We start from the raw sequence: 11,953 nt of genomic DNA on the forward strand, positions 1-11,953 counted from the left end.
CCCCGGGGTCCGGGTCGCAGCCCCGGGGGTGGTGCCCGCCACGGCGCTACGCTCGGGGCATGGCCGGCCGCTTCGATCCCCTCACCCGCGCCGCCGTCCGCGGCGGCCGCACCGACGTACCCTCGGGCCGGGGCAGCACCGCCGGCTCCGGCGCCGAGGAGCGCCGCTGGACCCCGGGCGGCCCCGTCGACCTCGGGCTCGTCCTCGGCCCGCTCCGCCGCGGCCCCGGCGACCCCACCTTCCGCACCACCCCCGACGGCTCGGTCTGGCGAACCGCCCACACCCCGCAGGGCCCGGCCACCCTCCGCGTGTCCCGCGCGGGCGAGCAGGTGCACGCCGAGGCCTGGGGCCCCGGCGCCGGCTGGTTCCTCGAACAGCTGCCGGCGCTCCTCGGCGCCGGCGACGACCCGGCCGCCTTCGTGCCCCGCCACCGCCTCGTGCACGCCAGCCACCGCCGGCGTCCCGGCCTGCGCCTCACCCGTACCGGCCTGGTCCTCGAATCCCTGATCCCCACGATCCTGGAGCAGAAGGTCACCGCCGACGAGGCCTACCGTGCCTGGCGGCGCCTGGTCCGGCAGTACGGCGAGCCGGCCCCCGGCCCGGCCGGCCCGGCGCTGTACGTCATGCCCGCCCCGCGCACCTGGGCCATGATCCCGTCCTGGGACTGGCACAAGGCCGGGGTCGACGCCAAGCGCTCCGCCACCATCGTGCGCGCCGCCCGCGTGGCGAACCGCCTGGAGGAGGCGGCCGCGATGGACCTGCCCGAGGCCGTACGAAGACTGGAGGCCGTCCCCGGCATCGGCCCGTGGACCTCGGCCGAGACCCTCCAGCGCAGCAACGGTGACCCCGACGCGATCACCACCGGCGACCTCCACCTGCCCGGCATCATCGGCTACGCCCTCGCGGGCGACCGCGACGCCGACGACGCCGCCATGCTGGAGCTGCTCGCCCCGTACGCGGGCCAGCGCCACCGCGCGGCCCGCCTCGTCCTCCTCGCGGGCCACACCCCGCCCCGCCGCGCGCCCCGGATGCCGCGCGGCGACATCGGCCGCCTCTGAGCCGTGGCGTACGGCCCGGGCCGGGAGGGCCTCAGCGGACCTCGATGAAGTCCGCCGCCGACCGCCCCGGCCGGTCCGCCGGCGCGGCCGCCGGGTGACCCACTGCCACCGTGCCCATCGGGTCCCAGTCCCGCGGCAGCTCCAGCACCTCGCGCACCACGTCCCGGCAGAACATCGTCGAGGACACCCACGCCGACCCCAGCCGCTCCCCGGCCAACGCGACCAGCAGGTTCTGCACGCCCGCGCCCATCGCGACCACGAACATCTCCCGCTCCGCCGTGTCCCGCCGGGCGTGCCCGTAGTGGTGCGCGCCGTCCGTCACCAGGCACGGCACCACCAGGTACGGGGCGGCCCGCAGCACGTCCCCGCGCCGGACCCGCTTCGCGACGGACTCCTCGGACTTGCCGTCCGCCCGCAGGTCCGCGATCCACGCGTCCCGCATCGCGTCCAGCAGCCGCACCCGGGAGGCCTCGGACTCCAGCAGGACGAACCGCCAGGGCGTCGTATGGTGCGGGGCCGGGGCCGTCACGGCCGCCGCCACCGCCCGCCGTACCGCGCCCGGGTCCACCGGCTCGGCCGTGAAGGCCCGTACGGTGCGGCGCTGCGTCACGGCTTCCCGTACCGCTTCCGAGGTCCCCAGCCGGAACATGTCGTCGGCCGGTGAGCGCACCAGGTCCCGGGCCGAGGAGCCCTCGCCCAGTACGTGGGCCAGCCCGCGTACGACGGCCACCGGCAGCCCGGCGGCCTTGCCCTTGACCAGGTCACCGGCGGCGGCCAGCTCGTCCGCGGTCGCCACGACCGTCGCGCTCAGCGGGTTGCCGTGCGCGTCCGTGCCGCCGCGCAGGTCGTCCAGGACCCGCACCCCGGCCGAGCCGATCGCCACGTCGGTGAGCCCGGTGCGCCACGGTCGCCCGAAGGTGTCCGTCACGACCACGCCCACGTCCACGGACAGGGTGTCGCGTACGCCCGCGCGGATCGCGGCGGCCGAGGCGTCCGGGTCCTCGGGCAGCAGCAGCACCGTGCCGGGGGCGGTGTTGGAGGCGTCCACGCCGGCCGCGGCCATCACCAGGCCCTGCCGGTTCTCGACGATCCGCAGCGGACCCCGGCGCGCGACCACCCGTACGGTCTCGGCGTCGATCGCGGCCTCGCGCGAGTCCGCGTGCACGATCCGGTCCTCGGCCTTGGAGACGATCTTCGAGGTGACCAGCAGGACGTCCCCGTCCCGTAGGTCGGGCGCGGCCGTCGTGATCAGCTTCGCCAGGTCGTCGCCCGGTTTGACCTCCGGTATCCCGTCGAGCGCCCGTACCTCGTACGAGGGCACTGCCGTCACCGGGCAGCCTCCGCCAGCTCCAGCGCGGCGCGGGCCATCTCCGCGGTGGCCTCCACGTCGGTCATCATCAGCGGCACGGCGCGGCAGGTGATCCCGGCGGCCTCGACCTCCGCGACGGCGTCCGCGTCGGTGGTGTCCACGAGCCAGCCGTCCAGCAGCCCGGTCCCGTAGTGCAGGGCGACCGCGGCGGCGGTGGACTCGACGCCCACCGCGGCGAGCACCTTGTCGGCCATCCCGCGTACGGGCGCGCCCCCCACGATGGGGGAGAGGCCGATGACGGGCGCCCCGGCGGAGGCCACGGCGTCCCGGATGCCGGGGACGGCCAGGATCGTGCCGACGGAGACCACGGGGTTGGACGGCGGGAAGATGATCACGTCGGCGGCGGCGATGGCCTCCAGCACGCCCGGGGCGGGCTTGGCCTGCTCGGCCCCCACGGGGACGACGGCCTCCGCGTCCACCGCGGCGCGCAGCCGGACCCAGTACTCCTGGAAGTGGATGACGCGGCGCTCGCCGGTACCGGCCTCGGTGATCGCGACGTGGGTCTCGACCCGGTCGTCGGACATGGGCAGCAGCCGTACGCCGGGCTGCCAGCGGTCGCAGAGGGCCTCCGTGACGGCGCTCAGCGGGTAGCCCGCGCCGAGCATCTGCGTACGCACGATGTGGGTGGCGAAGTCGCGGTCGCCGAGGCCGAACCAGGTGGGTCCGACCCCGTACGCCGCGAGTTCCTCCTTGACGGTGAAGGACTCGTCGCTGCGGCCCCAGCCCTGGTCCTCGTTGATGCCACCGCCGAGGGTGTACATCACCGTGTCCAGGTCGGGGCAGACCTTGAGTCCGAAGAGGTGAATGTCGTCACCGGTGTTGCCGATGACCGTGATGTCCGCGTCGGGCACCGCCGACTTGAGTCCGGACAGGAACCGGGCGCCGCCTATACCGCCGGCCAGAACAACAATGCGCATGCGAACAGTCTGTCAGCCGAAGGCTGTCGTGGAGGGGTGGTGGTCGGGCGACGGGTGGGACTGTCGGCCGAAGGCTGTCGTGGAGGGGTGGTGGTCGGGCGACGGGTGGGACTGTCGGCCGAAGGCTGTCGTGGAGGGGTGGTGGTCCGGCCGTGCGAAGTCAGGCGGGTACGGACGCGGATTCGGCCGGGGAGCAGCTGTGCATCGGCATCTCGGTCAGGCCGGGGAAGTAGATGTGCAGGCTGACCGCGCCGTCGAGGGCGTCGTTGACGACTTCGTGGGCGCGGCCGGGGGCGAGGACGCGCTGGGTGCCGGGGCGGTGGGTGGTGCGGCCGCGGGGGGTGTGCTCGGTGAGCTCGCCCTCCAGGACGGTCATGACACCGGAGGAGGCGCCGTGGTCGTGGAGGCCGCTGCCCTGGCCGGGGACCCAGCTGAGCAGCCAGACCTCGTAGCCGGGGCCGGTGCGCAGCCGGTGGTACCAGCGGGTGGTGGCGTCGTACTCGACGAGGTGCTCCCAGGAGGCGCGGTCCTCGGCGATGGAACGGGCGAGTCCGGCGAACTCGGAGACGGTGGCCGGGTGTTCCCGGGCGGGCTGGAGCAGGTGCTGGACGGCGAGGATGTCGCCGGCGATCTGGAGGTCGCTCTCGACCGTGGCGGGTGCGTCGGAAGGGACGGAAGCGGCGGGAGCGGTGGGGGTGGCGCTGTGCGTGCTGTTCATCGTGGGGGATACCTCGACGGATGTCAGTCGTGCTGGCGGTTGCTGCGGGGACGGGCCGGAGCTCTGGGGAGCCGAGGCTCCGCGGGCATCAACAGCTGCAACAGCAACAGCGAACCTGGGCAGCGCACAGGAACCCACGAACGGGGGTCCGGGTGGTGGCTGCGGGCGCTGACATGCAAACAAGGAGAACGGCTCGGGGGCCGGACTGTCAACCCAATGTCCGGTTTGGGGTAAAAGTTTCACCTCATCCGGTTACCGTGCCCGGAGAAAGGTTTGTGCAGTGTGCGACAGGGGATGTGGCGCTGTGTCGGCGCTCAAACCAGATCCCGACTTCCGTGACCTGAATGTGATCTGCGCCGCTTCTCCGGCCGGACCGCAACCCCGCCCGGAGGTGGCACGTGGAATACGGGTAAAGACGGCATCCCGTGATGTCGGTGGCATGTGTCACGATTTTTGGCGATATGAACACTTACTGCATAGGCTTGGTTCCGCAGAGTGAATAAGGGGCCCAATAGCAGATCTCGGCTTGACTGCCCCGGAGCCACGCACTTGTAATTTCACTCGTGTCGTTACGTAGCAATCAGTGACGACATCGTCACGGGGACGCACAGACAGAGCGAGGGGCGCACATGACCGAGCTGTTTCAGGAACTGCTGGTCGAGGAGGCGGACGAAGAGCTCGGGTGGCAGGAGCGCGCTCTGTGCGCCCAGACCGACCCCGAGTCCTTCTTTCCCGAGAAGGGCGGCTCCACCCGCGAGGCCAAGAAGGTCTGCCTCGCCTGCGAAGTCCGCTCCGAATGCCTCGAGTACGCCCTCGCCAACGACGAGCGCTTCGGCATCTGGGGCGGACTGTCCGAGCGGGAACGCCGCCGCCTGAAAAAGGCAGCGGTCTGAAACGGCCGACGCGCCACAGGTCAGGCACCCACCGCACATCGCACGACATAGCGAACGCACCACGGAACGAACGACAGAACGCACCGCGGAACGCACCACAGAGCGCACTTCGACGCATGACAGACCGTGCGCCGAACGGGACGACGAGCGCGATACACAGCACGGCACACGGTCCGCCTCCTGCACCTTCCCCGCAGGAGGCGGACCGCTGTCGTGGCAGCCGTTAGGGTGGGGCGCTGTCCAGCAGCCTCCGAGGGCACACCACCCCCGGACCCCCGGCCGGAGGGCCCGTACCGCGATGTCCCTGCACAGCCAGTCGACGGCCTCCTACCAGGCCCCAGCCACACCCGAGTTCCCCCGGCACGTCGTCACCGCGGTCCTCGTCGCCCATGACGGCGCCCGCTGGCTGCCCCGGACACTCGCCGGCCTCCTCGGCCAGGAACGCCCCGCGCAGAACCACGTCGCCGCCGACACCGGCAGCGCCGACGAATCCGCCCGCCTGCTCACCGAGGCCCTCGGCGACGACCGGGTCCTGCACCTCGCCCGCCGCACCGGCTTCGGCACCGCGGTCGACGAAGCCGCCCGCAGCGCGGGCACCCTGACCCCCGAGGAGCTCCCGTACCTCAAGCGCCCCAGCGGCTGGGACCCGGTGAGCCGCACCTGGCGCGACGACACGTACGACCTGCCCGACCTCCCCCACGGCGAACCCGTCCAGTGGCTCTGGCTCCTGCACGACGACAGCGCCCCCGAACCGGACGCCCTCACCGAACTGCTCCGCGTCGCCGACGAGAACCCCGACGCCGCGATCATCGGCCCCAAGCTCCGCGGCTGGTACGACAAGAAGCAGCTCCTCGAAGCCGGCGTCACCATCGCCCGCAGCGGCCGCCGCTGGACCGGCCTCGACCGCCGCGAACAGGACCAGGGCCAGCACGACCAGGTCCGCCCCGTCCTGTCCGTCTCCACCGCCGGCATGCTGGTCCGCCGCGACGTCTACGACGAACTCGGCGGCTTCGACCGGCGCCTGCCCCTCATGCGCGACGACGTCGACCTGTGCTGGCGCGCCCAGAGCGCCGGCCACACCGTCCTCGTCGCCCCCGACGCCGTCCTGCGGCACGCCGAGGCCGCCGCCCGCGAACGCCGCACCGTCGACTGCGCCGGACGCACCACCGCCGGCCCGCACCGCGTCGACAAAGCCGGCGCCGTCTACACGATCCTCGCCAACAGCTCCGGCCGCGCCCTGCCGTACGTCCTGCTGCGCGTCCTGCTCGGCACCGTGCTCCGCACCCTCGCCTACCTCATCGGCAAGGCCCCCGGCCAGGCCGTCGACGAGCTCACCGGCCTGCTCGCCACCCTGCTCCGCCCCGGCCGACTCCTCGCCGCCCGCAAGGCCCGCCGCCGCCCCGCCGTCCCCGCCGCCGAACTGCGCCCGCTCTTCCCCCCGCCGGGAGCCTCCCTGCGGGCCAACGCGGAACAGCTCGCCGGCTACTTCGGCACCGACCGCGACACCGCGGCCGCCCCCGCGGGCCGGCACGGCGGAGGCAGCGTCCTCGACGCCCCCCGCGAGGACGGCGAGTACCTGGTCGAGACCGAGCGCTTCGCCCGCCTCAAGCGGCTCGCCCGCAACCCCGCGCCCCTCCTCCTCGCCCTCCTGGCCCTCGTCTCCCTCGCCGCCTGCCGCGCCCTGATCGGCGGCGGCTCCCTCATGGGCGGCGCCCTGCTGCCCGCCCCCGGCAGCGGCTCCGACCTCTGGGGCGCCTACACCGACGGCTGGCACGCCGTCGGTACCGGCTCCACCGCCTCCGCGCCGCCCTACCTGGCCGTCCTCGGCACCCTCGCCACCCTGCTGTTCGGATCCACCCAGGCCGCCCTGACCCTGCTGCTCGTCGGATCCGTCCCGCTCGCCGGCCTCACCGCCTACTTCGCCTCCCGACCGCTCGTCGAATCCCGGTTGCTGCGCGCCTGGGCGGCCGTCGCCTACGCCTTCCTCCCGGCCGTGACGGGAGCCCTCGCGGGCGGCCGCCTCGGCACCGCCGTCCTCGCCGTCGTGCTCCCGCTCCTCGCCCGCGCCGCCGTCACCGCCTTCGACCTCGCCGACGGCGCGGACGCCGCCGACCGACGGGGCGGCCGGCGCGCCGTGTGGACGTACATCCTGCTGCTCACCCTCACCACCGCCTTCACCCCCGTCGTCTGGCCGATGGCCGCCGTCCTCGGGATCGGCGCGCTCGTCCTGCGCCGGGCGCACTGGAAGGCGTACGGCCTGCGCCTGCTCGCCACCCTCACCGTCCCGCTCGTCGTGCTCGCCCCCTGGTCACTGGGGCTGCTCACGCACCCGGGCCGCCTCCTGCACGAGGCCGGCCTGCCCTACGGGGCCGGGTCCGCCGACGCCTTCGGCCTGCTCGCCCTCAGCCCCGGCGGCCCCGGCACCGGCCCCGGAGCGGTGCTCGTCGGCATCGTCCTCGCCGCCATGGCCGCCCTGCTGCGCACCGACCGCGCCTTCGCCGTCCGCACCGCCTGGGCCGCCGCCCTGGCCGGACTGCTCCTCGCCGTCGTCCTCAACCGCACCGCCTGGGCCGGCCCGGCCACCCTCGTCTACGGGCTCGCCCTGCTCGCGGCCGCCGTGCTCGGCGCCGACGGGGCCAAGGAACGCGTCGCCGCCCGCAGCTTCGGCTGGCGCCAGCCGCTGGCCGCCCTCATCGCCCTGGTCGCCGCCGTGGGGCCGCTGATCGCCGCCGCCACCTGGATGGTCGCCGGCGCCGACGGTCCGCTGCAGCGCCGCGACCCCGTACAGGTCCCGGCCTTCGTCGCGGACGCGAGCGGCGACGACAACCAGACCCGCACCCTGATCCTCGACCTGGACCCGCCCGCCACCGTCTCCTACAGCCTCGTCCGCGGCTCCGGAGGCCGCATCGGCGACGCGGAGGTCACCGCCCGCACCGGCGGCGACGCCCGCCTCGACAAGGTCGTCTCCAACCTCGTCGCCGGCTCCGGCGCCGACCAGTCCAGCCAGCTCAGCGCCTACGCCATCCGCTTCGTGATGTTCCGCCCCGGCGGCCCCGAGGAGATCCGCCGCGTCCTCGACGCCACCCCGGGCCTCAGCCGTCGCCACCAGCAGGACGGCACCGCCCTGTGGGGCGTCGAACCCTGGCTGCCGCGCGCCGTCATCGTCTCCGGCAAGCAGGGCGAGGCCCCGATCCCCGTCGCCGCCGGACCCGTCGAGGCCCACAGCAAGATCCCCGCCGGTGACGCGGGCCGCGTCCTCCGCATCGCCGACCGGGCCGACGAGGGCTGGCAGGCCGCCCTCGACGGCAAGCCCCTCAAGGCCAAGACGGTCGACGGCTGGGCACAGGGCTTCGAACTGCCCGCCGACGGCGGCCGCCTCGACCTCGTCCACGAGGACTCCCTGCCGCGGACCGCCTGGTACTGGACCCAGGGCCTGCTCGCCCTGGTCCTGCTGGTCATGGCCCTGCCCGGCCGCCGCGCCGAGCTCGACGACGACCTGCCGGAGGAGGAGGCCGAGGCCCCGTCCCGGCCCGGCCCGGGCGAGGCCGGCGAGGGCCGCCGCGCCCGCCGGCTGCGCGCCGAGGCCGAACCGACCCCCGCACCGGTGGAGACCGCCGAGGTCGCCGACCCGTACGCGCAGATCCCGGCGCAGCCCGTGTACGGCGACGACAGCTACGCGTACCAGGCCTACGGCGACCAGGGCGGCTACGCGTACGAGCCGCAGCAGCAGGTCCCCTACGACCCGTACCCGCAGTACGACCAGCAGGGCGGCCAGGCGGGTCAGGTGGGTCAAGCGGGTCAGGCCTACGAGGACCCGTACGCGCAGCAGCCGCAGCACCGGCCGGTCCAGGACACGGACCAGCAGCAGTACAGCTACCCGTACGAGCCCTACCAGCCGTACGACCCCCACCAGCCCCACGCACCGCACGACCCGCGCCCGGACGGGAGCCCCCAGCAGTGAAGCAGCGCGCACCCCTGACGCTGGCGGCGGTGACCGCGGCCCTGGCCGCCCTCACCGGCGTCGCCGCCCTCACCGCACCCGCCACCGACGGCAAGGCGGCCGACGCCAAGGCCGCCACCGCGGCGCGGATGCCGGTGGAGCGATCCCTGCTGGTCTGCCCGGGGCCCAGCTCCTCGGACATCGCCGAGACCACGTACACGGCCTTCACCCCCGGCGGCGCCGCCGGGGGTGGCAAGGGATCGGCCCGACTGCTCGGCGCGACCGCCGAGGCCAAGCCCGTGCTGGAACCCAAGGAACCGGGCAAGCCCTTCGGGGCCACCGCCAGTGGCGCCGACGCACCCGCCCTCACCGGCAGCGCCGACGGGGCCCTGGCGCCCGGCTGGACCGCACAGCTGACCACCAAGGTCTCGGTCGGCCGCAGCCGCGGCGTGCTCGGCGTCGGCTGCACCGCCCCCGGCACCGACTTCTGGTTCCCCGCGGTCAGCACGGCCAAGGGGCGCGAGGACTACGTCCACCTCACCAACCCCGACGACGCCGCCGCCATCGTCGACATCAAGCTGTTCGGCCCGGACGGTCCGGCCAAGCCCGACGCCGGCACCAGCGACGGCATCCGGGTCGACCCCAAGTCCACCAAGACCGTCCTGCTGTCCACCCTCGTCCCGGGCGCCCAGCTCGCGGACGCCACCGCCCACGTGACCACCCGCGCCGGCCGGGTCGGCGCGTCGGTGCAGGTCGGCGAGGAGGGGGTGGGCGCCGACTGGCTGCCGCCCGCCGCCGACCCGGCGGGCTCGCTCGTCCTGCCGGGCATCCCGGCGGACGCCACCTCCGTACGGCTGGACGTCTTCGTGCCGGGCGCGGAGGACGCGGACCTGAAGGTGCGCCTGGCCGCACCGGGCGGCTCGATCAGCCCGGCGGGCAACGAGCAGCTGCACGTCAAGGCCGGCATGACGGCGGCCGTGGACCTCAAGGACCTGACCCGCGGCGAGCCCGGCTCGCTGCTGCTGACCCCGTCCGACCCCAAGAAGTCCGCCCCGGTCGTCGCGGCGCTCCGGGTGGTCCGCGGCAGCGGCGCCAAGCAGGAGATCGGCTTCATCCCCGCCACCGGGCCGGTCGGCGCACGGGCGACGGTGGCCGACAACCGGCCCGAGGAGAACACCACCCTGCTGGCGCTGACCGCGCCGGGCGCCGACGCGAAGGTCAAGGTGACGGCCTCGCCGGGCACCGGCGGCGGCGAGCCGGCCTCCCAGGAGGTCACGGTCAAGGCGGGCACCACCCAGACGCTCTCCCTGGCCCCCGCGGGCGGTAAGGGCTCCTACGCCCTCACCGTCGAGACCCTCTCGGGCGGCCCGGTCCACGCGGCCCGCACCCTGTCCCTCCCGCACGAGGGCATCCCGATGTTCACCGTCCAGGCCTTCTCCGACGACCACTCCACGGTCTCGGTCCCCAAGGCCGCCCAGGACCTCTCGGTCCTGTCCCGCTGACAGGACACCCCCGGTACGCGCGGGTCAGTTCTCGCCGTACCGGGGGTCGACCGTCTCCGGCGAGAGCCCGAGCAGCTCCGCCACCTGCTCCACCACGATCTCGTGGACCAGCACCGCCTTCTCGTCCCGCGTCTTGGTACGGATCTCCACCGGCCGCCGGAACACCACGATCCGGGCCGGCCGGCCTTCGCGGGACTCCTGCACGGCGCCCAGCGGCACCGCCTCGTCGTTCCAGCCCCCGGCCGGACCGCCGGGCGGCCCGGGCACGTCACCGATCAGGAACTCCACGTCGGACAGCTGCGGCCAGCGCCGCTCCAGCCGCTCCACGGAGTCCCGTACGAGGTCCCCGAACAGCTCCGACCGGCTCGCCGACAGCGGTACCTGAGGAGGGGCCACCGGACCGCGCATCCCGCGCCCGTGCCGGTCCCGCCGACGCGGGCGGGGGTCGGCCGGGGCCCCGGCCGGCGGCTCTGCGGGGCAGGGAGGAAGAGGGGTGTCCGTCACCCCCGCAGGGTAGCCCTGAGCACGACACGGGGGAGTGCACGGCGGTGGAGTCGTCGCGGCCCGGTCAAGAGTGCGGTACCGTCCAACGTCGTGAGCCTTGTACGTCGCTGTTCGCGCACTGCGTGCGGCCGCCCTGCCGTCGCGACACTGACGTACGTCTACGCCGATTCGACCGCAGTTCTCGGCCCGCTCGCCACCTACGCCGAACCCCACTGCTACGACCTGTGCGCCGAGCACTCGGAGCGCCTGACCGCCCCACGGGGCTGGGACGTCGTGCGCCTGTCCGACGCCTCCGGGCCGTCCCGCCCCAGCGGCGACGACCTCGAAGCCCTCGCCAACGCCGTCCGCGAAGCCGCCCGCCCGCCGGGGCGCACGGCCGAGGCCGGCGGTCCCGGCCAGGGCGGCCCGTCCACCGGCGAGACCCGTCGTGGACACCTGCGCGTCCTGAGATCGCCCGATTCCTGACGCTTCGACGGCCTGAAAGGCTTCTCCCGGTTCAGGGTAGGTTTTGCTGAACCGAACAGGACCTTCAGGAGGGCAGGCAGTGGCCGCAGATCTTTCGAACATCGTCAAGGCGTACGACGTGCGTGGTGTCGTGCCGGACGAGTGGGACGAGTCCCTGGCCGAGCTGTTCGGTGCCGCGTTCGTCGAGGTCACCTCCGCCACGGCGATCGTGATCGGCCACGACATGCGTCCGTCCTCCCCGGGCCTGTCCGCCGCCTTCGCCCGCGGCGCGGCCGCCCGTGGCGTGGACGTCACCCTGATCGGGCTCTGCTCGACGGACCAGCTGTACTACGCCTCCGGTTCCCTGGACCTGCCGGGTGCGATGTTCACGGCCTCGCACAACCCGGCCAAGTACAACGGCATCAAGCTGTGCCGCGCCGGTGCCGCCCCGGTGGGCCAGGACACCGGCCTCTCGCAGATCCGCGAGCTGGTCGAGCAGTGGTCGGACACGGACGCCCCGGCGATCCCGGCCGGCACCGTCCCCGGCACCGTCACCGAGCAGGACTCCCTCCCCGGCTACGCCGCCCACCTGCGCGGCCTGGTCGACC

At 74.3% G+C, this 11,953-nt stretch carries 9 protein-coding genes and 1 pseudogene; 6 read left to right on the plus strand and 4 right to left on the minus strand.

Annotation, left to right across the window (positions count from 1 at the left end; all coding sequences use genetic code 11):
- Window positions 1–59 precede the first annotated feature (59 nt).
- The gene (locus ACGFYY_RS32075) at window positions 60–1,058 is read left to right on the plus strand and encodes a DNA-3-methyladenine glycosylase 2 family protein (RefSeq protein WP_365270709.1); all 999 of its coding nucleotides are present in this window, start codon (window positions 60–62) and stop codon (window positions 1,056–1,058) included.
- A 31-nt stretch (window positions 1,059–1,089) separates the two neighbouring features.
- Here ACGFYY_RS32075 and ACGFYY_RS32080 read toward each other — a convergent pair whose 3' ends face one another.
- From ACGFYY_RS32080 to ACGFYY_RS32090, 3 genes are all read right to left on the minus strand, one after another.
- Window positions 1,090–2,388, minus strand: coding sequence for a coenzyme F420-0:L-glutamate ligase (locus ACGFYY_RS32080; protein ID WP_393714777.1), 1,299 nt, complete (start codon window positions 2,386–2,388; stop codon window positions 1,090–1,092).
- Window positions 2,385–3,344 (minus strand): 2-phospho-L-lactate transferase, encoded by a 960-nt coding sequence (gene cofD, locus ACGFYY_RS32085; protein WP_393714779.1) that lies wholly within the window; start codon window positions 3,342–3,344, stop codon window positions 2,385–2,387. The genes ACGFYY_RS32080 and cofD overlap by 4 nt, the downstream gene beginning before the upstream one ends.
- A 160-nt stretch (window positions 3,345–3,504) precedes the next feature.
- Window positions 3,505–4,062: a cysteine dioxygenase family protein gene (locus tag ACGFYY_RS32090; RefSeq protein ID WP_365270718.1), complete on the minus strand. Its 558-nt coding sequence runs from the start codon at window positions 4,060–4,062 to the stop codon at window positions 3,505–3,507.
- 629 nt (window positions 4,063–4,691) lie between these two features.
- Between ACGFYY_RS32090 and ACGFYY_RS32095 the strand changes: the two genes are divergently transcribed.
- From ACGFYY_RS32095 to ACGFYY_RS32105, 3 genes are all read left to right on the plus strand, one after another.
- Window positions 4,692–4,955: a WhiB family transcriptional regulator gene (locus ACGFYY_RS32095; RefSeq protein WP_003983763.1), complete on the plus strand. Its 264-nt coding sequence runs from the start codon at window positions 4,692–4,694 to the stop codon at window positions 4,953–4,955.
- Window positions 4,956–5,253: 298 nt separating this feature from the next.
- A complete protein-coding gene (locus ACGFYY_RS32100) occupies window positions 5,254–8,916 on the plus strand; it encodes a glycosyltransferase (RefSeq protein WP_393714782.1) in 3,663 nt (1,220 codons plus the stop codon).
- Entirely contained in the window at window positions 8,913–10,397 is a 1,485-nt protein-coding gene (locus ACGFYY_RS32105; RefSeq protein ID WP_393714784.1) for a DUF5719 family protein, read from the plus strand. The genes ACGFYY_RS32100 and ACGFYY_RS32105 overlap by 4 nt, the downstream gene beginning before the upstream one ends.
- Window positions 10,398–10,421: 24 nt before the next feature.
- On the opposite strand, the gene ACGFYY_RS32110 is transcribed toward ACGFYY_RS32105, so the two are convergent.
- Complete coding sequence (locus tag ACGFYY_RS32110; protein WP_393714786.1) at window positions 10,422–10,901, minus strand: metallopeptidase family protein; 480 nt, start codon at window positions 10,899–10,901, stop codon at window positions 10,422–10,424.
- Window positions 10,902–10,916: 15 nt separating this feature from the next.
- On the opposite strand from ACGFYY_RS32110, the gene ACGFYY_RS32115 reads away from it, so the two are divergent.
- Together ACGFYY_RS32115 and manB are read left to right on the plus strand one after the other, a co-directional pair.
- Complete coding sequence (locus tag ACGFYY_RS32115; protein WP_365270748.1) at window positions 10,917–11,366, plus strand: DUF3499 domain-containing protein; 450 nt, start codon at window positions 10,917–10,919, stop codon at window positions 11,364–11,366.
- A 79-nt stretch (window positions 11,367–11,445) separates the two neighbouring features.
- Window positions 11,446–11,953: pseudogene (manB, locus tag ACGFYY_RS32120) on the plus strand (phosphomannomutase/phosphoglucomutase); the annotation flags it as partial.

Source organism: Streptomyces sp. NPDC048331, assembly GCF_043201215.1.
Lineage (GTDB): Bacteria > Actinomycetota > Actinomycetes > Streptomycetales > Streptomycetaceae > Streptomyces.